This is a genomic window from Pseudomonas sp. JBR1, from assembly GCF_028198185.1.
GTDB lineage: Bacteria > Pseudomonadota > Gammaproteobacteria > Pseudomonadales > Pseudomonadaceae > Chryseomonas > Chryseomonas oryzihabitans_E.
Window position 1 is genome coordinate 3,397,474 of record NZ_CP116340.1, and the last position, 19,977, is coordinate 3,417,450.

Annotated in this window: 21 protein-coding genes; 5 read left to right on the forward strand and 16 right to left on the reverse strand. The window is 65.2% G+C overall.

Annotated features, from left to right (window positions below):
- Positions 1-254: 254 nt before the first annotated feature.
- Both PJ259_RS15690 and PJ259_RS15695 read left to right on the forward strand, forming a co-directional pair.
- Positions 255-920 (forward strand): GntR family transcriptional regulator, encoded by a 666-nt coding sequence (locus tag PJ259_RS15690; RefSeq protein ID WP_271653425.1) that lies wholly within the window; start codon positions 255-257, stop codon positions 918-920.
- Between the two features lie 15 nt (positions 921-935).
- Complete coding sequence (locus tag PJ259_RS15695; RefSeq protein ID WP_271653426.1) at positions 936-1,787, forward strand: urea carboxylase-associated family protein; 852 nt, start codon at positions 936-938, stop codon at positions 1,785-1,787.
- Between the two features lie 60 nt (positions 1,788-1,847).
- Here the strand turns inward: PJ259_RS15695 and argB are convergent, their stop codons facing one another.
- From argB to coaBC, 4 genes are all read right to left on the reverse strand, one after another.
- Positions 1,848-2,750, reverse strand: coding sequence for an acetylglutamate kinase (gene argB, locus PJ259_RS15700; protein WP_059316719.1), 903 nt, complete (start codon positions 2,748-2,750; stop codon positions 1,848-1,850).
- Between the two features lie 74 nt (positions 2,751-2,824).
- Positions 2,825-4,219 (reverse strand): phosphomannomutase/phosphoglucomutase, encoded by a 1,395-nt coding sequence (algC, locus tag PJ259_RS15705; RefSeq protein WP_271655882.1) that lies wholly within the window; start codon positions 4,217-4,219, stop codon positions 2,825-2,827.
- A 1,212-nt stretch (positions 4,220-5,431) separates the two neighbouring features.
- A complete protein-coding gene (dut, locus tag PJ259_RS15710; RefSeq protein ID WP_059316721.1) occupies positions 5,432-5,887 on the reverse strand; it encodes a dUTP diphosphatase in 456 nt (151 codons plus the stop codon).
- On the reverse strand, positions 5,880-7,103 hold the full coding sequence (gene coaBC / locus PJ259_RS15715) for a bifunctional phosphopantothenoylcysteine decarboxylase/phosphopantothenate--cysteine ligase CoaBC (RefSeq protein ID WP_059316722.1): 1,224 nt from the start codon (positions 7,101-7,103) through the stop codon (positions 5,880-5,882). The genes dut and coaBC overlap by 8 nt, the downstream gene beginning before the upstream one ends.
- A 136-nt stretch (positions 7,104-7,239) precedes the next feature.
- On the opposite strand from coaBC, the gene radC reads away from it, so the two are divergent.
- Positions 7,240-7,914 carry a RadC family protein gene (gene radC / locus PJ259_RS15720; RefSeq protein WP_059316723.1) on the forward strand — a complete coding sequence of 225 codons (675 nt, stop codon included), beginning with the start codon at positions 7,240-7,242 and terminating at the stop codon, positions 7,912-7,914.
- A gap of 881 nt (positions 7,915-8,795) precedes the next feature.
- Positions 8,796-9,233, forward strand: a complete 438-nt coding sequence (locus PJ259_RS15725) for an acetyltransferase (protein ID WP_271653427.1) — start codon at positions 8,796-8,798, stop codon at positions 9,231-9,233.
- Between the two features lie 75 nt (positions 9,234-9,308).
- Here PJ259_RS15725 and PJ259_RS15730 read toward each other — a convergent pair whose 3' ends face one another.
- A complete protein-coding gene (locus PJ259_RS15730; RefSeq protein ID WP_271653428.1) occupies positions 9,309-9,977 on the reverse strand; it encodes a uracil-DNA glycosylase family protein in 669 nt (222 codons plus the stop codon).
- A 141-nt stretch (positions 9,978-10,118) separates the two neighbouring features.
- Here PJ259_RS15730 and PJ259_RS15735 point away from each other — a divergent pair, with 141 nt between their 5' ends.
- Complete coding sequence (locus tag PJ259_RS15735) at positions 10,119-10,496, forward strand: glutaredoxin family protein (protein ID WP_271653429.1); 378 nt, start codon at positions 10,119-10,121, stop codon at positions 10,494-10,496.
- Between the two features lie 110 nt (positions 10,497-10,606).
- On the opposite strand, the gene PJ259_RS15740 is transcribed toward PJ259_RS15735, so the two are convergent.
- From PJ259_RS15740 to PJ259_RS15790, 11 genes are all read right to left on the reverse strand, one after another.
- Positions 10,607-11,155, reverse strand: a complete 549-nt coding sequence (locus tag PJ259_RS15740; protein WP_271653430.1) for a DUF3299 domain-containing protein — start codon at positions 11,153-11,155, stop codon at positions 10,607-10,609.
- Positions 11,156-11,321: 166 nt separating this feature from the next.
- Positions 11,322-11,570: a GlsB/YeaQ/YmgE family stress response membrane protein gene (locus PJ259_RS15745; protein ID WP_007160058.1), complete on the reverse strand. Its 249-nt coding sequence runs from the start codon at positions 11,568-11,570 to the stop codon at positions 11,322-11,324.
- A 128-nt stretch (positions 11,571-11,698) separates the two neighbouring features.
- On the reverse strand, positions 11,699-12,781 hold the full coding sequence (locus tag PJ259_RS15750; RefSeq protein ID WP_271653431.1) for a 5-(carboxyamino)imidazole ribonucleotide synthase: 1,083 nt from the start codon (positions 12,779-12,781) through the stop codon (positions 11,699-11,701).
- Positions 12,778-13,272 (reverse strand): 5-(carboxyamino)imidazole ribonucleotide mutase, encoded by a 495-nt coding sequence (gene purE, locus PJ259_RS15755; protein WP_271653432.1) that lies wholly within the window; start codon positions 13,270-13,272, stop codon positions 12,778-12,780. Before purE ends, PJ259_RS15750 begins: the two co-directional genes overlap by 4 nt.
- A gap of 362 nt (positions 13,273-13,634) precedes the next feature.
- Positions 13,635-14,555, reverse strand: coding sequence for a dihydrodipicolinate synthase family protein (locus tag PJ259_RS15760; RefSeq protein WP_271653433.1), 921 nt, complete (start codon positions 14,553-14,555; stop codon positions 13,635-13,637).
- On the reverse strand, positions 14,552-15,343 hold the full coding sequence (locus PJ259_RS15765) for an AraC family transcriptional regulator (RefSeq protein WP_271653434.1): 792 nt from the start codon (positions 15,341-15,343) through the stop codon (positions 14,552-14,554). Before PJ259_RS15765 ends, PJ259_RS15760 begins: the two co-directional genes overlap by 4 nt.
- Complete coding sequence (locus PJ259_RS15770) at positions 15,340-16,575, reverse strand: NAD(P)/FAD-dependent oxidoreductase (RefSeq protein WP_271653435.1); 1,236 nt, start codon at positions 16,573-16,575, stop codon at positions 15,340-15,342. Before PJ259_RS15770 ends, PJ259_RS15765 begins: the two co-directional genes overlap by 4 nt.
- Complete coding sequence (locus PJ259_RS15775; RefSeq protein WP_271653436.1) at positions 16,572-16,808, reverse strand: (2Fe-2S)-binding protein; 237 nt, start codon at positions 16,806-16,808, stop codon at positions 16,572-16,574. Before PJ259_RS15775 ends, PJ259_RS15770 begins: the two co-directional genes overlap by 4 nt.
- Positions 16,802-17,917, reverse strand: coding sequence for an NAD(P)/FAD-dependent oxidoreductase (locus PJ259_RS15780; RefSeq protein WP_271653437.1), 1,116 nt, complete (start codon positions 17,915-17,917; stop codon positions 16,802-16,804). Before PJ259_RS15780 ends, PJ259_RS15775 begins: the two co-directional genes overlap by 7 nt.
- Complete coding sequence (locus PJ259_RS15785) at positions 17,914-18,852, reverse strand: 4-hydroxyproline epimerase (RefSeq protein WP_271653438.1); 939 nt, start codon at positions 18,850-18,852, stop codon at positions 17,914-17,916. Before PJ259_RS15785 ends, PJ259_RS15780 begins: the two co-directional genes overlap by 4 nt.
- Positions 18,853-18,958: 106 nt before the next feature.
- Positions 18,959-19,864, reverse strand: a complete 906-nt coding sequence (locus tag PJ259_RS15790; protein ID WP_059316971.1) for a LysR substrate-binding domain-containing protein — start codon at positions 19,862-19,864, stop codon at positions 18,959-18,961.
- Positions 19,865-19,977: the final 113 nt, after the last annotated feature.

Genomic DNA, 19,977 nt, shown 5'->3' on the forward strand with positions numbered 1-19,977 from the left:
ACCGACGATCCCTCGACCTTCCCGTGGCGGCGCCCGTTCGCTCACGTGGTAATGGCTGTGCGCTCTCCACTCAGCGGCCCCTTCCCCTCCATCGCCTGCCCAGCGATACCACTAGCTCCTCCTGTCTTGGCACACAGTGTGCAGACTCGACCTCAGCCTATTGTTGAACAATCGGATGCACGCCTGGTGATGGCCGGAAACGGCTCAGCGTTGGACTGAGACCGATACCGTCACGGGTTGGTGAGGAGCCCGCCATGAATGGCAAAGACGCGAGCGGACTACCGCTAGGGATTCAGCTACTCCAGGAGATGCGCGAAGACATCATCGGCGGCCGCCTGCTGCCCGGTACGGCGCTGGTCGAGAGTGAGCTGGTGCGAGCCTACAATGCCTCGCGCAACACCATCCGCGAAGCCCTGCACCAGCTGGATCGCGAGGGCCTGGCCACCTATGTGCGCCACAAGGGCGTGATGGTGCGCCGCCTGGGCCTGGCCGAGGTACGCGACATCTTTCAGGTGCGCCGTACCCTGGAGGTGCAGGCCATCCTCTCCAGCCAACCGCTGCGCGAGTACCAGTCCGATCGCATGCTGGACGCGCTGGAGGCCGCCGATCTGGCGCAGTCGCGCGAAGACTGGCGCGCCTTCGGTACCCACGGCCTGCATTTCCATCAGCACATCGTCGGCCTGCTGCGCAGTCCGCTGTTCGACGAATTCTTCGCCAACGTCGCCGCGCAGATGCGCCTGCTGTTTTCCATCGCTCCCGACGAAGAACACTTCCAGCGCCCCTGGCTGGCACGCGACCGCCAGATCCATGACCTGCTCAGCGCCCGTCGCCTGCAGGCGGCGGCGGAGGCCATGGCCAGCTATCTCGACGATTCCGAAAACCGGCTGCTGGACCTGCTCAGCGCCGCCAAGCCGCACTGACCGAGGAGACCGCCCATGTACAAGGACTACCCCGCCGCCTACCAGGCCACCCAGGGCTCCGCCCTGCAAGTCGACCAGGCCTTCTATGATCGCCTGCGCGAAAGGAAGGAAGCGCGCACCCTGATCGAGCAGTTCGAGATTCCAATCCGCACCGGCCGCGCCTGGAAGGTGCCGGCGGGCCATCTGTTCCGCGTCACCACTCCGCACGGTCCCCAGGTCGGCGACTTCAACGTCTGGAACGCCGAGGACCCGCGCGAGCGGATGTGGGCCGCGCGCACCCGGCAACTGCAGGGTGCCCATGTCAGCACCTATGATCGTCTCTGGTCGAACCTGCCCTTCCTGCGCTCCCTGCTGACCATCACCGACGACAGCCTGGCTGGTTATGGCATCGACGAACACGGCGGCCGCCTGCATGACCTGCTGGGCACCCGCTGCGATCCCTACGTCAACAAGATGCTCACCGGCGAGGACTTCCACCACCACTGCCACTCGAATCTGACCCGCGCGGTGCTGCCCCATGGCCTCACCGAATTCGACGTGCACGACGTGCTGAACATCTTCCAGTGCACCGGCCTGAATCACGACGACCTGTACTTCATGAAGGCCTGTCCGGCCAAGCCCGGCGACTACCTGGAGTTCTTCGCCGAGATCGACGTGCTCTGCGCCCTGTCCACCTGCCCGGGCGGCGATCTGTCCCTGGCGATGTGGGGGCCCGAGGCCGAGGACCCGCTCAAGGTCTGTCGTCCACTGGGGGTGGAGATCTACCGGGTAGAGGAGGCGTTGCTGGAGGGTTGGGAATCACCCAAACGAGCCGCCTACAACGGCCAGCACGGCTTGACGCTGCCCACGCCCAGCTGGGAGCAGTGAGTCCGGGCCAGTAATGAAAACGGCGCCCTGGGGCGCCGTTTTCGTCCGACCGCAGCGCGATCAGCGCTTGCGGTTGGAGATCAGGGTACCGACGCCGACGTCGGTGAAAATTTCCAGCAGCACCGCGTTGGGCACCCGGCCATCGATGATGTGGGCGCTCTCTACGCCCCCCTGCACCGCTTCCAGCGCACAGCGGATCTTTGGCAGCATGCCGCCGTAGATGGTGCCGTCGGCGATCAGCGAATCGACCTGCTCGGTGGACAGCCCGGTGAGCACCTGACCTTGCTTGTCCATCAGGCCGGCAATGTTGGTCAGCAGCATCAGCTTCTCGGCCTTGAGCGCCTCGGCCACCTTGCCTGCCACCAGGTCGGCGTTGATGTTGTAGGACTCGCCGTCCGGACCCACGCCGATGGGCGCGATGACCGGGATGAAATCGCCCCGCACCAGCATGTTGATCAGGTCGACGTTGACCCCGGTGACCTCGCCCACATGGCCGATGTCGATGATCTCCGGCTTGGTCATCTCCGGCGTTTGCCGGCTGACCTTGAGCTTGGTGGCGCGGATCAGGCCCGCGTCCTTGCCGGTCAGGCCGATGGCCTTGCCGCCATGGCGGTTGATCAGGTTGACGATGTCCTTGTTGACCTGGCCACCGAGCACCATTTCCACTACATCCATGGTCTGGGCGTCGGTGACGCGCATGCCATCGATGAAGTGGCTTTCGATGGACAGGCGCTTGAGCAGGTCGCCGATCTGCGGACCGCCGCCGTGCACCACCACCGGATTGATGCCCACCGCCTTCATCAGCACGATGTCACGGGCGAAACCGGCCTTGAGCTCGTCGCTCTCCATGGCGTTGCCGCCGTACTTGATCACCAGCGTCTTGCCGACGAACCGGCGGATATAGGGCAGCGCCTCGGACAGCACCTCGGCGACGTGCGAGGCATCCTCGCGGCTCAGGGTCATGGCTCACCTCTCAAGGTCGACAAAGAAAAGACAAAGGGCGCCTAGGCGCCCTCTGTGCTACCGCTGACCCGAGGTCAGAACGGCAGGTTCAGATCCGGCTGCACCGCCAGCAACTGCTTGCGGAACACCGTCTTGATACGCTCCAGCTCCTCGAGGGTTTCCGCCTCGAAACGCAGCACCAGCACCGGCGTGGTGTTGGATGCACGCACCAGGCCCCAACCGTGCTGGTAATCGACGCGGACGCCGTCCAGGGTGGTGATCTGGGCATCGCCCCACTGGGCGTCGCGCTGCAGGGTTTCGATGATGCCGAACTTGTTCTCTTCGGTCACCTGGATATTGATCTCCGGGGTGGAGATGTCTACCGGGAAGGTATCGAACACCTGTTGGGCGCTGGTCTTCTCCTGGCTGAGGATCTCCAGCAGACGCACGGCGCTGTAGATGCCGTCGTCGAAACCGAACCAGCGCTCCTTGAAGAACACGTGGCCGCTCATCTCGCCGGCCAGCAGGGCGCCGGTTTCCTTCATCTTCTTCTTGATCAGCGAGTGGCCGGTCTTCCACATGATGGGACGACCACCGTAGCCGGCGATGAGGTTGTTCAGGCGACGGGTGCATTTGACGTCGAAGATGATGTCAGCGCCCGGGTTGCGGGAGACCACGTCCTTGGCGAACAGCATCAGCAGCTGGTCGGGGTAGATGATCTTGCCTTCGTTGGTCACCACGCCCACGCGGTCGCCGTCGCCATCAAAGGCCAGGCCCAGGTCGGCGCCGGTTTCCTTGACCTTGGCGATCAGGTCTTCCAGGTTCTCGGGCTTGCCCGGATCCGGATGGTGGTTGGGGAAGTTGCCATCCACCTCGCAGAACAGCGGGATGACCTCACAGCCCAGGGATTCGATCAGCTGGGGAGCATTGACCGCGGCGACACCGTTGCCGGCGTCCACCACGACCTTGAGCTTCTTGGCCAGCACCACGTCGTTGCGGATGTAGTCGGCGTAGCTCTTGAGCACGTCGACCTGCTTGATCTGGCCCTGGCCGCTGGCTACTTCGCCGGTCTCGATGCGCTCGCGCAGACGCTGGATGGATTCGTTGGCCAGGGTCTCGCCAGCGATGACGATCTTGAAGCCGTTGTAGTCCGGCGGGTTGTGGCTGCCGGTCAGCATGACGCCGGACTTGCCTTCGAGCACGTTGGCTGCGTAGTAGAGCACCGGGGTCGGCACCATGCCGACATCGCTGACATTGGCGCCGCTATCGGCCACGCCCTTGATCAGTTGGGCGACCAGTTCGGGGCCGGACAGACGGCCATCACGGCCGACGGCCACGTTGGGCTCGCCACGCGCCAGGCTCTCCGAGCCGATGGCGCGCCCGATCCAGTAGGCGGCTTCGGCAGTCAGGGAGTCACCCACCACGCCACGGATGTCGTAGGCGCGGAAGATGCTAGCGTTGAGTTGGGGGGCTTGCGGGGTAGTGCTCATTGGGGGTTTCTCCAATCCCAGGAGATCCTGGTCTTCGTCGAGGATACTGATATCGAGGATGTCGGTGGTCTGGAACAGCGGCTCGCTCTGCTGAGCGCGGCCTCTGTCGGCAAACTCCGCCAGGGTCTTGGCCACGGCATCACTAGGTGCTGCGGCGTAGAGGTCCGGCGACGACCCGGCCGATCGGTTGGCCAATCGGGCCGTCGACTTGGCCACGGGTTCCATTACCGCCAGGCGCAAGGTCGGGCTTTTGGCTATCTGATTGGATTCAAGTTCCTCGGCATAGGCCGTCAGACTGCGGACGTCGTCACGTAGCCGCCGTGACAGCTCCCGGAAAAACAGCCAAAAGCCCGCCAGCACGCCGAACAGCGCCAGCAGCAGTGCCACCAGGGGAATGCCCACCGGGGTGTCGGCGCCCGCCTCGGCGGCAGGTGCCAGTTCCAGCGTCCAGAGCGGGCTACCAGTGGCGAGCCGGCGCATCAGTGCCGGATCACCGGGGGTACCGCCACTGGCCAGTACCTGCACCCCGCCACCGGGAAACTGCTGCAGCAGGCGCCACTGACCAACCGTCGCCGGCGGCGTGGCCCAGCCCTGCAGGACGGCCGGGAGTTCTTCCACCAGCACGGCGCTGCCCAGCAGTTGATCGCCACGGCGAATGGGCTGGGCACTGTAGACCAGCCAGCGGTCGCCCACGCGATAGGCTTCCGGCGGCGTGCGCTGGCCGCTTTCCAGGCGCTTGAGCAGGTCGAGCGCGGCATAGTTGAGGGGACCGGGACGGTCGTCTTCGATCTGGCGCATACCGGCCGGCACCACCAGGACATCGACCACGCCCAGTCGCTCGCGCAGCTGGCTTTCCGCCGCCGCGCGCGCCGCAGGGTCATCGCCCTGGAGCGCCTGCAGCACCAGGGCATCCCCGGCGACACCCTGCAGCCGTCGCGTCAGACCGACCAGCAGCTGATTGAGGGAGGTGGCCTGGGCCTGCAGGGCCTGATCCGCCTGCTGCTCCTGATTGCGTGCGCCCTGCGGCTGCAACACCAGGAACCACAGCAGCACCGCGGCCAGCAGCAGGCCGGCGAGTGCCAGCAGCAGACCCGCGCCCATGCCGGGCAATGCAGCGACCCGAGGGGCCGTCTTGCGCACATCCTTGCCGTTCTTGCCCCTTGCCATGCCGTTCTTCTCCTTTATGTCACGGCGCGCCTTGCATATCTGGCGTCAGCGGGTACCGGAGTGCCCGAAGCCGCCGGTACCGCGTTCGGTCTCGGTAAAGCTCTCGACGATGTCGAAGTGCGCCTGCACCACAGGTACGAGCATCAGCTGGGCGATACGTTCGCCGATGCTCACGGTGAAGGTGGTCTGGCCGCGATTCCAGCAGGAGACCATGAGTTCGCCCTGGTAGTCCGAGTCGATCAGGCCGACCAGATTGCCCAGCACGATGCCGTGCTTATGGCCCAAACCCGAGCGCGGCAGGATCAGCGCCGCCAGCGACGGATCGGCGACATGGATGGCGAGCCCCGTGGGGATCAGCGCGGTCTGGCCCGGCTCCAGCACCAGTTCCTCCTGCAGCATGGCGCGCAGGTCGAGGCCGGCCGAACCGGGCGTTGCGTAGGACGGCAGCGGGAAATCGCGCCCCAGGCGCGGGTCGAGGATCTTGGCTTGAAGGCTATGCATGAGTCTGAGCGGTGTCTTTGAGGTGGGTGGAAATCAGGGCGATGAGCTGGCGGGCGATCTTGCTCTTGCTGGTCTGCTCGAAGCGGATCTCGTGCAGGCCACGGTCGATCACGGTGACCGCATTGTCCTGGCTGTTGAAGCCGATGGCCGGATTGGCCACATCGTTGGCGACGATGAGGTCGAGATTCTTGTCGCGCAGCTTGCGCTGGGCGTACTCCAGCAGGTTCTGGGTTTCGGCGGCGAAGCCGACGCTGAAGGGCCGATCCGGGCGCCCCGCCAGGGTGGCGAGGATGTCCGGGTTGCGCACCAGCTCCAGCAGCAGGCCGTCGCCACGGGTGGGGTCCTTCTTCAGCTTGTGCGGCGCAATCACCTCGGGGCGATAGTCCGCTACCGCCGCCGAAGCGATGAGCACGTCGCAGGGCATCAACGCCTCGCAGGCCGCCAGCATGTCGCGGGCGCTGATCACGTCGATGCGCTCGACGCGATCGGGGGTCGGCAAATGCACGGGGCCACTCACCAGGCTGACGCGGGCGCCCGCCTCCGCCGCCGCTTCCGCCAGGGCGAAGCCCATGCGGCCGGAGCTGTGGTTGGTGATGTAGCGCACCGGGTCGATGTTTTCCTGGGTCGGGCCGGCGGTGATGACCACATGGCGACCGGTCAGGTCCAGGCGCTGGAAGCAGTCGGCGGCGAGCTGGGCCAGATCGGTGGCTTCCAGCATCCGGCCGGGGCCGACGTCGCCACAGGCCTGGCTGCCACTGGCCGGGCCGAACAGCGCGATACCGCGGCGACGCAGGAGCTCGGCATTGGCCTGGGTGGCCGGATCGCGCCACATGGCCTGGTTCATGGCCGGTGCCAGGGCGACCCGGGCATCGGTGGCCAGCACCAGGGTGGTGAGCAGATCGTCCGCCATGCCCTGGGCCAGGCGCGCCATCACATCGGCGGTGGCCGGCGCGACCAGCACCAGATCGGCCCAGCGGGCCAGCTCGATGTGACCCATGGCCGCTTCGGCGGCCGGATCCAGCAGATCCAGGTGCACCGGCAGCCCGGACAGTGCCTGCAGGGTCAGCGGCGTGATGAATTCGCGCCCGCCGCGGGTCAGTACCACCCGCACCTCGGCGCCCTGATCCTTGAGGCGGCGCACCAGCTCGGCGCTCTTGTAAGCGGCGATGCCACCTCCGACGCCCAGCACGATGCGTTTACGATGGAGCCGCTGCATATAGCCTTTCCGTTCTCGAACCGTCTAGAACGGGCATCGCACGGCCAATCGAGGCCTGCGCGCACCCGAGAATGATCCGGTTAAGATAGCACAGCGCCTGCAGGACGCAGGCGCCCCGCCAGACAGGGAGCGCCCCATGAGCATCAAGGACTGGCCGGCCCAGGAGCGGCCGCGGGAAAAACTGCTGGAACAAGGCGCCCAGGCCCTCACCGACGCCGAGCTACTGGCGATCTTCCTGCGCACCGGCGTGGCCGGCAAAAGCGCGGTGGACCTTGCCCGCCAGCTGCTCGGGGAATTCGGCAGCCTGAGAGCCCTGCTGGAGGCCGACCTCGCCGCCTTCAGCGCCCACCTCGGCCTCGGCCCGGCCAAGTACAGCCAGCTGCAGGCGGTGCTGGAAATGGGCCGCCGCCACTTGGCCGAAGGCCTCAAGCGCGACTCGGCGCTGGAAAGCCCTCAGCAGGTCCGCGACTATCTCAAGGCGCGCCTGCGCCACGAACCTCACGAAGTCTTCGGCTGCCTGTTCCTCGACACCCGCCACCGGGTGCTGGCCTTCGAAGCCCTGTTCCACGGCACCATCGACGGCGCCAGCGTCTACCCCCGCCAGGTGGTCAAGCGCGCCCTCGCCCACAACGCCGCCGCCGTCATCCTCACACACAACCACCCTTCCGGCATCGCCGAACCCAGCCAGGCCGACCGTCTGCTCACTACGCGCCTGAAGGATGCCCTGGCGCTGGTGGATGTGCGGGTGCTGGATCACTTCATCGTCGGGGATGGAGAGCCCTTGTCGATGGCGGAATATGGGTGGCTTTAGCTATTGAATCTAATGCTTTTAAAACTATTTAGAGGAATGGTTAAAAAATTTTTTATTTTGGGTCATTTTTGTTGGAACAGTTACTAGCATCATCCTTGAAAATTATAAATTTTTCTGGCCCTAAATTTGTAGGCCCTAGCAAATGCTTTCTTACTTTGCTTAAGACTTGTCTGACATCAGGCGCATCTGGAGAATGTGAAAGCACTGCAGAGAGGTCCTCAAGAATTTCATCAGGAAGCCACAAAAAAGCTTCGAAAGTCAGCAAATTTAGCTTTTTTCGGCTCTCCGGCCATGAAAACACTCCGATAAAAGATCAGCAATCTTTGCGGCTCTATCTCTGATTTGAATTTCTCTTTTTAACTCTTCGATGGCCTTGACTTGATCTCTAATTATCTCATCCTTGATGCGTTCCAAATCCTTTGAATACTCGTGATCTATACTCGCCCTCAAGCGATTTTCAATCTGGGTTTTTCCTAAAAACCCTATAAGAAAGGTACCTAGACCTACCCCAAACAAGGAGCATACAAAAGACCAGAACCCTTTTATTTTGGCATCCAAGATGGCATAAGAATCTTGTTATAACGTAAGCGTCCGGGTAAGTCACCGTAAGCTCCTGACATCATCCGGTTCTAGCGTCCCGCGTGAGATCCCTACCGGCCCGGCCACCATCTGTCAGGTATGCTTCCACCATTCCCTTCCGTAACTTTTTTTGACACCCCCAAAGCCTCCCAGTATCGTCCTTCCTCCCTCCTTTCCGGCTACCTCTGCCGTGAACCGCCCAGGCGTTAACTCGCGAAGCGGTCATACAAGTTGCCGACACTTTTACGGTCGCTATCTACTAGCGCGCCTCATTTCCGATATCAAGTGTAAAGGATGATTTTATGATCATTCGTCAGGCTACTAACGCCGACCATCCGCAACTGCTCAACATTTGGCTGCGCTCCGTTCGCGCCACACATCACTTCCTGCAAGAATCCGATATCGAGGCATTGCTTCCTCAGCTCCGCGATATTTACCTACCCGCTGTTGAATTATGGGTTACGGTAGATGCCGAGGACTGCCCGCTAGGGTTCATCGGGCTCAATGAAAACCACGTAGAGATGCTCTTCATCGAACCAGATCTTCGAGGGAAAGGGATTGGCCGCGCACTGCTGGATCATGCCCGCAGTTTGCGCAGTCAGATGAGTGTTGATGTGAATGAACAGAACCCTGAAGCGGTAGGGTTCTATTTACATTACGGGTTTGTTCAAACAGGTCGTTCTCCGCTGGATGGCGAGGGCCGCCCCTTCCCCTTGCTGCACTTGAGCCTGCCCGGCTAGAACTGTAGTAGTGAATCGCTCGCCCTTAAAGCGGGAGTTCGGAAGGTGAATTCGCCGGACGCTTACGTTATAACCCTATACGAGTTTTTTTATTCTACTTTCTAACAACCCAGGAAACCTCGTATACCACGTCTGATTCAACGGCGACGGATGCGGCAGTGGATAGAGGGTCAGTGTCTTGCACACGCCCTCCTCCGTTTCCAGGGTGACCTCGATGCTGCTTTCGAAGCGGTCTTCGCTCTTCCAGAAGGCTTCCAGGCGGGCGCGCTCTTCCTTGGATTGGCCGATGCCGAACCAGAGGAAGGCTTCGCGGCCAAAGGTGATGAGCTGGGTGCCGTGCCAGTGTTCCACCAGCAGGCGGCGCATCAGGGGGCGGAAGGTCTTTTTTATCCGTTCCGACCAGGCTTTGTTGCCCAGGGGTTTGTAGGGCACGGTGTTAGCCCAGAAGAACTGCTGGCTCAGGCTGCGGCTGGCCTCGAAGTCGGCCGGGGGATGGCCGTACAGGTGTTTGTAGAGGACCTTGCGGGCGATCTGGCCGCCGCTGCCGATGAAGGGCTCGCCGTACTTCACTTCCTCCCGCCCCGGATCGCGACCGAAAAAGCCCAGGGGCGCCTCGGGATCGCCCAGACCGATGATGGGGTCCAGCGGGTCCTTGGCAAATTGTTCGTAGATCGGAAGATCGACACCAGGAAGGTCGGCGGCGAGTTGGCGAAAGGCTTCGCGCTCTGCGGAAGACAGCGGCATGCAACAGATCCCCATCGAGGAATTAATCCCTCTTGTAGAGCGCTGCCTTGCGGGTGACGTTCCGTAACGACTGGCGGAGCGGCAGCCCTGAGGCGATAGGGTAAACTGCCCGGCTCGAACGACCCCTCAAGGTGAATCCCGTTGATCAATCTGCTACGCAACGGCCTCGGCCAGGTGATCGTCGGCCTGGATCTGGTGACCCGGCCGCGCAAGCTCAAGCGCAGTGAGCAGGCCCAGGCTGCCATCGAGGCGGAACTGGCGAATCTGTCGCTCTATCAGTTCCAGGCCTGCCCCTTCTGCGTGAAGACCCGCCGCGCCCTGCATCGGCTGAACCTGCCGATCCGGCTCAAGGACATCAAGAAGGACCCGCAGCTGCGCACCGAGCTGGAACAGGGCGGTGGCCGGGTGAAGGTGCCTTGCCTGCGCATCGACGAAGGCAGCCAGAGCGTGTGGATGTACGAGTCGGACGACATCATCGCCTACCTGGAGCAGCGCTACGGCGAGCGGCAGCCGGCGTGATGTCTGAGTGGTGAGCGGTAGTGGACAAGGCTGCGCCGTTGTCCACGCTACGCATTTGCCTTGGTTTGTTGGGCTTCGACGGTGGAGCTGTCTCGGCCCAACCTAAGGGGCTACAAGTCGCTTTCTTCGACCTTGCGGACCTTGCTGGCGTCCAGGGTATAGGACGCTTCGGCCAGGTCGTTATCGACCGACTCGGTGTGCAGGGTGCCTATGACCCAGTAGGGCTCATAGATGTCCGGTAGCGGCACGCCCTTGGGGTAGCGCACCAGGACGATCTGGTTCGGCGGTGGCGGTGGCACGTGGATGCAGGCGCCCGGATAGGGCACCAGGAAGAATTCGCGGAAATTGCCCTTGGCGTCGGTCTCCAGGGGCACCGGAAAACCACCCAGTCGCACGTTCTTGCCATTCAGGGCGGCCACGGTGCGGGTGGAGTGCATCACCTCGGGCAGGCCATTGTCTTTCTGCTTGAGCCCGCCCGGCGAGCCGAAGCCGCCCGGCGCCTCCGGGCTGTTGTGGGTGATCTCGGGCATGGTCTCCAGGGCCCGGCGATCTTCCGCGGTGAGCAGGTCCAGCCAGTTGGTTTCGGGCGGTTCGCCCTTGGCGGCGTGAGTCAGCAGGGGCAGGCTGGCGAGCAGCAGGGTGATGAGCAGTCTGGGCATGGTCGGCAGGCTAGGCGCAAAAGTCCGAGTGTGCGGCGCGGCTGCCCAGGGGTCCAGACCCACGACCGCGAACCAGAGCCTCTTCCATAAAAAAGCCCCCGGGTCGACGGGCGACTCCGAGGGCTGAAAACTGTGTAGCTAGGCTTCGCCGAGGCGAAGCGACGTCTTAGCGACGCTTGGTCACCATGCCGTAGATGAACAGCACGATGATGGCACCGACCACGGCACCAATGAAGCCTGCGCCTTCACCGGCACGGTAGATGCCCAGTGCCTGGCCCAGGTAGGTGGCGACCACGGAGCCGACGATGCCCAGAATGATGGTCATGATCCAGCCCATGCTGTCGTCGCCCGGCTTCAGAAAGCGGGCAACCAGGCCGACGATGAGACCGATGATGATGGTTGCGATGATGCCCATGTGAAGAATCCCCTGTTTGAGTGCTGGTAAGACAACGCCGGTCAGCAGGCGTCGTTGTACTCTCCGACCACCGGTGATCGGCTGAGGTTCAGGGGAAAACGGCTTCCGTGCACGGAAGCCGTTTGGCATCAGTCCTGGATCAGGGCTTCCAGGGCGGCGATGCGGGTCTGCAGGATCGCGGCATCGGCGCAACGCAGGGTGGCGTGACCGACCTTGCGGCCGGCCTTGAAGGCCTTGCCGTAATGGTGCAGGTGGCAGTCTTCCAGGGCGGTGACGGCTGCTACCGGCGGCACCGAACCGATGAAGTTGACCATGGCGCTCTCGCCGACCTTGGCGGTGGAGCCCAGCGGCAGGCCAGCCACGGCGCGCAGGTGGTTCTCGAACTGGCTGCACTCGGCGCCTTCGATGGTCCAGTGCCCGGAGTTGTGCACGCGCGGCGCGATCTCGTTGGCTTTCAAGCCACCCTCGACCTCGAAGAACTCGAAAGCCAGCACGCCGACGTAGTCGAGTTGCTCCAGCACGCGGCGGGCATAGTCTTCGGCCAGGGCCTGCAGCGGATGGTCGGAACTGGCCACCGACAGGCGCAGGATGCCGCTTTCGTGGGTGTTGTGTACCAGCGGATAGCAGGCCACCTCGCCGTCACGACCGCGCACGGTCACCAGGGAGACCTCGCCGGTGAAGGGGACGAAGCCTTCCAGCAGCAGGGGGACGCTGCCCAGTTCGGCAAAGGCGCTTGCGACGTCTTCCGGTTGGCGCAGGACCTTCTGGCCCTTGCCGTCGTAGCCCAGGGTACGGGTCTTGAGCACCGCCGGCAGGCCGATACGAGCCACGGCGGCGTCCAGGTCGGCCTGGGACAGGACATCGGCGAACGCGGGCGTAGGAATGCCCAGGTCGCGGAACATGGACTTTTCGAACAGGCGGTCGCGGGCGATGCGCAGGGCTTCGGCCGATGGATAGACCGGTACGAACTGCGAGAGGAAGGCCACGGTTTCAGCCGGAACGCTCTCGAATTCGAAGGTCACCAGATCGACTTCATCGGCCAGCTGGCGCAGGTGATCCTGGTCGCCGTAGTCGGCGCGCAGGTGTTCACCCAGGGCAGCGGCGCAGGCATCCGGCGCCGGGTCGAGAAACGCGAAGTTCATGCCCAGCGGCGTGCCGGCCAGGGCGAGCATGCGGCCCAGCTGGCCACCACCGATGACACCGATCTTCATGCCTGCTCCCTCGGATCGGGATTGTCCAGCACGGTACGGGTCTGCTCGTCACGGAAGGCGTTCAGCCGCTCGTGGTACTCGGGATACTTGCCACCGAGGATGCTGGCGGACAGCAGCGCGGCGTTGATGGCGCCAGCCTTGCCGATGGCCAGGGTGGCGACCGGTACACCGGCGGGCATCTGCACGATGGACAGCAGGGAGTCGACGCCCGAGAGCATGGACGACTGCACGGGCACGCCCAGCACCGGCAAGTGGGTCTTGGCGGCGCACATACCCGGCAGGTGGGCGGCGCCACCGGCACCGGCGATGATCACCTGGATACCGCGACCGGCAGCCTCTTCGGCGTACTGGAACAGCAGGTCGGGGGTGCGGTGGGCGGAGACCACCTTCACTTCGTGGGGAATGCCCAGCTTGTCCAGCATGTCGGCGGTGTGGCTCAGGGTGGACCAGTCGGACTTGGAGCCCATGATCACGCCTACGAGTGCGCTCATCGTCGTGCCTCTGAAATGAAGAAGCCACGCGGCGGACGTGGCTTGGGAAATGAGCGGCACAGTATAGACGAAAGCGGGGCGGAGCGTGCTCCTGCGCCGGGTATCGCCTGTCGGTTGGAGGACAGGACGTGGCGCCCTTGGGATGGGGGGTGGTGTGGAGTGAAAGGTACGGGCCAGAGGGCCGGGTGATTCGGGTGGGACCGCCCTGCAGAGCGCCCTCACCCCAGCCCTCTCCCGCAGGCGGGAGAGGGGGGTGGATTGGTGTGTGTGGAGGCATATCGGTTTATCGCGGCCATGGGCCGCTCCTACGGTAGCGTTCGCCCCTGTAGGACCGAGCCGCTATGGCCGCGGTTGGCCCTGCCTCAGATCCCTACATTCGGCAATTGCGGACGGGTTTCCAGGGCCTTGGCCATCAGGCGTTCGACGAAGGCGCGATCCGCGTCGGGCAGGGCCAGGCGGGGTGGGCGGGTCAGGGCGCGGCCGCGGCCGGCGAGCTCTTCGCAGAGCTTGATGCACTGCACCAGGTCCGGGCGGGCGTCCAGGTGCAGCAGCGGCATGAACCACTCGTAGAGCGGCATGGCGTCGGCGAAGCGGCCGGCCTTGGCCAGGCGGAAGATGGTTTCGCCTTCGGTGGGGAAGATGTTGGACATGCCCGAGACCCAGCCTTCGGCGCCCACGGCGATGCTTTCCAGCACCACGTCGTCGAGGCCAGCGAAGAGCACGAAGCGGTCGCCTACTTCGTTGCGCACGTCGATGAAGCGGCGGGTGTCGCCGGAGGAATCCTTGAAGCAGACGATGTTGTCGACGTCGGCCAGGGAGATGAGGATGTCCGGGGTGACGTCGTTCTTATAGATCGGCGGGTTGTTGTAGACCATCAGTGGCAGGTCGAGGGCGCTGGCCACGCTGCGGAAATGGGCGGCGGTCTCGTGGGGCTTGGCCGAGTAGACCAGGGCCGGCATGAGCATGATGCCGTCGGCGCCGGCGCGACCCACTGCCTGGGCGGTGCGGGTGGCGTTGAGGCTGGTGAATTCGGCCACGCCACAGATCACCGGCACGCGACCAGCGGCGGCGTCCTTGGCGACCTCCACCAGGGCGATCTTCTCTTCCAGGGTCAGGGAGGTGTTCTCGCCCACGGTGCCGCACATCACCAGACCGGAGACGCCATCGCGCACCAGGTTGCTGATCACGCCATGGGTCTGGTCCAGATTGACCGAGAAGTCATCGTTGAATTGAGTGGTGACGGCGGGAAAGACGCCGCTCCAGTTGACGCGGGGAGTGCTCATGCGGGGGTTTCCTCCAGACGGGAACGGGGCTTGAGAGAGTCGCGGTATTGCCGGGGCGACAGGCCGGTGAGACGGCGGAACTGGCGGCTGAAGGCGCTGTGATCGGTATAGCCACAGGCCAGGGCCACTTCGGTGACGGGCAGATCGCGGGCCAGCAGGCGCGAGGCGGCGTCGAGCCGGGCCTTGTGCAGCAACTGCTGGGGCGTGAGGCGCAGGATGCGCTTGCACTGGCGTTCGAGCTGGGAGACCGACAGGCCCACCCGCTGACTCAGTTCGCCCACCGAAAGCGGCTGGGCATAGTGCTCGCGCAGATAGCGATCGACCTCGGCCACCTTGGCGTGGGCCGGATGATCGGCAGCCGGCGCCTGCAGATCGTGGGAGATGCCGGCCATGCCCATGAGGCGGCCCTGGGCATCGTGCAACGGCAGCTTGCGGGTCAGGCACCAACCTGGGGTACGGCCGGCATAGAGGTGCAGCTCCAGCTGGTCGTCCAGCGCCAGGCCCTCGCGCAGCACACGGCGATCCTGTTCGGCGTAGGCGCCACCCAGGGGGGCGGGAAAGACTTCCTCGGCAGTCTTGCCGAGCAGTTCGCTGACATCTTCATAGCCGCAGCGCTGGGCCAGGGTCAGGTTGACCAGCACATAGCGCGCCTCCAGGTCCTTGACGAAGAACACCACGCCGGGAATGGCATCGAGCAGCGGCGCCACCAGGCTCAGGCTGGCGAGCAGCGCGGGCAGATCGGCGGGCCGGGCGCGGCTCAGGGCGTCCAGGTGGGCAGCGGCGTTCATCTCTCGTCCTCGGTCAGGGCCAGCAGGCTGTCGATACGGGTGGGTTGCAGCGGAAAGCGCGGTGCGGGCGGCGTCCAGCCCAGCAATACCCGGGTCGCCTGACCACAGATGCGACCCTGGCAGGCACCCATGCCGCAACGACTGCGCAGCTTGGCCTGGGTCCAGTCGCCATGACCAACCAGGGCACCCAGCGCGACGTCCTCGCAGCGGCAGACCAGGGTATCCGGCTGGGCCAGACGGACAATGGCGGGATTCAAGGCAAAGGTGCGGGCCAGCTGGGCAGCGAAGCGACGCCAGGGGCGTGCCTCCGGTTGCACGGCGCGGGCAGCGTCGAGCTGGCTGGTGGCGACCAGGCCGGCGATCCGCCCGGTGACCTGGGCCAGTTCGTTGCCACCGATGCCGGTGCACTCGCCAGCCGCCAGGATGTGTGGCTGGCTGGTGCGCTGGTGCTCATCTACCGCCACCGCGCCGTCCAGGGTGGCGCAGCCCAGGCTCTGGGCCAGTTCCACGTTGGGCACCAGGCCATAACCACAGGCCAGGCGATCGCAGGCTATCTCCCAGCGACGCTCGCCCTGGCACAGGCGAACGGCTTCGAGGTGATCGGTGCCAAGCGCGGCCTCGACCCAGGTGCCGGGGCTATAGCGGGGGGTAGCTAACGTGATCGCCTGGAGCAGCTTGTTCGGCCAGTGCCAGAGCCCCAGGCCGAAGTCCATCACAGCGTGGCGTCCGGCCTGTTCAGCGACCAGGGCGATGCGGGCACCCGCCTGACGCGCCGTGGCGGCACTGGCCAGCAGCAGCGGACCGGTGCCGGCGACGACGATGCGCTCATCGGCGACTTCGACGCCGCCCTTGATCAACGCCTGCAGGCCGCCGGCGCCGCTCACGCCAGGCAGGGTCCAGCCGGGAAACGGCAGCAGCAGTTCGCGGGCGCCCGTGCAGAGGATGAGCGTTTCGAAGGCCAGGCTACGACTGCCACTGGCGTCTTCCAGCAGTAACTGGCGCGGCCCCAGAACCGCCGCGACCCGGGTGGCGCTCAGTAGCGTCGCGTCGGCCGGCAAGCTGCCGACTTCGGCCGCAACCTGCCCGACTCTGGCACGCCAGATCTGGCCGCCAGGCAAGGGATTGTCGTCCAGCAGCACCAGGTTCAGGCCGCGGCCACTGGCCGCGCGGGCAGCGGCGAGACCGGCCGGGCCGGCGCCGATGATGAGTAGATCGCAGCTCGCGGTATTCATGACAACCGCTCCACCTGCATGCCGTCCCGGCAGGAGGTCTGGCACGCCAGACGGCGCACGCCATCGACCTGCACCCGGCATTCCTGGCAGATACCCATGCCGCAGAAAGGCGTTCGGGCCTCCCCGGTCACCGAACGACGCGCGGCGGGGTTGCCGCTCTTGGCCAGGGCGGCGGTGAGCAGACTGCCAGGGCGGACCTCCAGGCGCTCGCCATCGATGAACAGCGTCAGCATGCCTGGCTCCTCGGGGCGGTCGTGAAACGCGCCGGTGCGAAGGGTTCCACGTGGAACGTCGAAGGCTCGCCGAACAGCCCATTGGCGATGGCTTCGGCGGTGGCCGGCGCGGTAGTGACGCCCAGGCCTTCGTGGCCGACCGCCAGCCATAGACCGGGCTGGTCGGGATGGGCCCCGATCAGCGGCAGACCATCGGGGCTAGCGGCGCGCTGGCCGGTCCAGCCCCGGATCAGCGAGGTATGGGTCAGACCCGGCAGGAAGTCCAGGGCGCGACGCAGCAGCTGGCCGACCACCGCAGGTTCCACGGCCATATCCGGGCGCTCGAATTGCCGCGACGAACCAATCAGCAACTGCCCCGTGGGCCGTGGCTGGACGTTGAAGGCCACCGAGGCGCCGCTGCTGGCGTGAGCGCTGGCACCGTAACCGATCTCCACCAATTGGTGGCGGACCTGCTCGGGATAGCGGTCGGTGATCAGCAGATGGCCTTTCTTGGGTACCAATGGCAGGTCCGGGCAGAGACTGGCGGCCTGCAGGCCGGCGGCGAGCACCACGGCATCGGCGGTCAGCCAGCGACCATCGTCCAGGCGCACGCGCTGGCCTTCGACGGCGCTTACCCGGGCGCGCTGGAATTCGATCAGCGGCGAGCGCTGCAGCAACCAGGCGGCGACTACCGGGGCATATAGCAGACCATCGCCAGGCACCTCCAGGCTGCCGGCCAGGGCGGTCAGTGCCGGTTCGGCGGCGGCGGTCGCCGCAGCGTCGAGCGGCTGGCTGGCGACGCCCTGGGCATCCAGGCGCTGACGCTTCTCTTCGATCAGCTCCAGTTCGGCGGCATCGCGGGCCAGCCAGAGGGTGCCGCAGTTGCGGTAGTCGGCGGCGCCCGGCAACTGGGGCACCAGCTCACGCCAGAGTGCCAGGGAGCGGGCGCTCAAGGTCAGTTCGGCAGGGTCGTCATCCATCACCACCAGGTGGCCCATGCCAGCGGCGGAGGCGCCAGGCAGGCCGGCGTCCAGCACCCGCACGCGACAGCCCCGCGCCGCCAGGGCCGCGGCGCAGCTGGCACCGACGATGCCGCCGCCAACGACGAGGACGTCCGCTACCGACTTCACCCCGGAATGCCCCAGGCGAAGGGATCGTCGTTGGCCAGCAGCAGGGTCGCTTCGGCCATGACATGGGCACGCCCACGGATCACTGGCAGGATGCGGCCCTCATCGCCCGGCTGGTAATGGGCCTCGAAACGACTGCCGATGACGCTGGCCTGATGCCAGACGGCGCCGGGTTCGAGATCGCCGTCCGCCGCCAGGCAGGCCAGCTTGGCGCTGGTGCCGGTGCCGCAGGGCGAGCGGTCATAGGCGCGGCCCGGGCAGAGCACATAGCTGCGGCTGTCGGCGCCGTCCGGGTCGTCGGCGAAGAGCTCGATGTGATCGATATGGCCGCCCTGCTCGCCAGTGATTCCCGCGGCCTCCAGGGTGCCGCGCAGGGCCAGGCTGAAGGTGAGCAGCTCTTCGAGGTTGTCAGCAGCGATACGCTGGCCGTGATCGGCACAGAGGAAGAACCAGTTGCCACCCCAAGCGATATCGCCGGTGACCGGGCCGTGACCGGGAATATCCACCTGCACGCCCTGCCGGTAGCGATAGGCCGGGACGTTACGCACGCTGACGCTGCCATCGTCGTGCAGGGTGGCGGTGACGTCACCCACCGGCGTCTCGATCAGGTGATCGCCAGGGCCGATCCGGCCAAGATGGGCCAGGGAGACGACCAGGCCGATGGTGCCGTGACCGCACATGCCGAGGTAGCCGACCTCGTTGAAGAACACCACGCCAGCGCTGGCGGCAGGAGATACCGGCTCACAGAGCAAGGCGCCGACCAGCACCTCGTTGCCGCGCGGTTCGCGCATGCAGGCCCGCCGAAAGGCGTCATGCTCCCCGGCCAGCAGGGTGCGGCGCTGGGCCATGCTGCCCTGACCGAGATCGGGAAAACCATCGAGGACCAGGCGGGTGGGTTCACCGCCGGTATGGGAGTCGATGACGCGGATGCGCTGCATGGCTGACCTCCGTGAGAGAGGCTCCAGTGTCGCGCAGACAGGCGCAAAAGGCTTGCAGGACGTCGGCTAGCTAAAAGCCGATATCAGCACAATCGCCTGCCGTCGATCAGCCGCCGTGGCTTTGACTTTCCAGATGTCGCCAGACCTGCTGCACCAGCCGCTTGCGCAACAGGGCACAGCGGTAGAGGCGGATCTCCAGGCCGACCTGCCAGGCGGCGTCGCCACACACGGCCAGTTCGCCCCGGGCCAGCTCCGCCGCCACCGACAACTGCGGCACCCAGGCCACGCCCAGGCCCTGCAGGGCCATGGTCTTGAGGCTGTCGGCCATGGCGGTTTCGTAGAGGGTCACGGCGCGCAGCTTGCGCTGGCGCAGGAGCAGATTCACCGACCGGCCGAGAAAGGCACCCGCGCTGTAGGCCAGCAGCGGCACGCTGCTCTGCCCGTCCAGCTGGAACATCGGTCGGCCTTCACCATCGGTGGCGCAGACCGGCAGCATGGCGGTGTGTGCCAGGTGCAGCGAAGGAAACAGCTCCGGGTCCATCTGCAGGGCGGCGTCAGGATCGTGGAAGGCCAGCATCAGGTCGCAGGCGCCGTCACGCAGGGCGTGGATGGCATCGCCGACGTTGGTGGCCACCAGGCGACTGGCCAGCGCCAGACCCTGGCCACGCAGCCCGGCGATCCACTGCGGGAAGAAGCCCAGGGCCAGGGAGTGGGCGGCGGCGAACTGCAGCACCTCGCCCTGCCCGCCTTCCAGGTGATGCAGATGGCGCACCGTCTCGCCCAGTTGCTCCACCACGCTGCGCGCCGTGACCAGAAACAGCTGGCCGGCCTCGGTCAGGCTGATCGGGGTGTGGGATCTGTCCACCAGGGTCAGGCCGACGCTTTCCTCCAGGGCGCGGATGCGCCGGCTGAAGGCGGGCTGGGTGACGAAACGCTTTTCGGCGGCCTGGGAAAAACTGTAGGTGGCCGCCAGGGCCACGAAGTCTTCCAGCCATTTGAATTCGATGTTCATGGCGCCCATACGTCTTCGGATCTCGTGAGGTCACAACCAAAGTTATGCCGATCCGGCATGAGGCTTGGCGGATCGGCATTGGCCGAGATCGGCTGGCAGGCCTAGATTCTAAG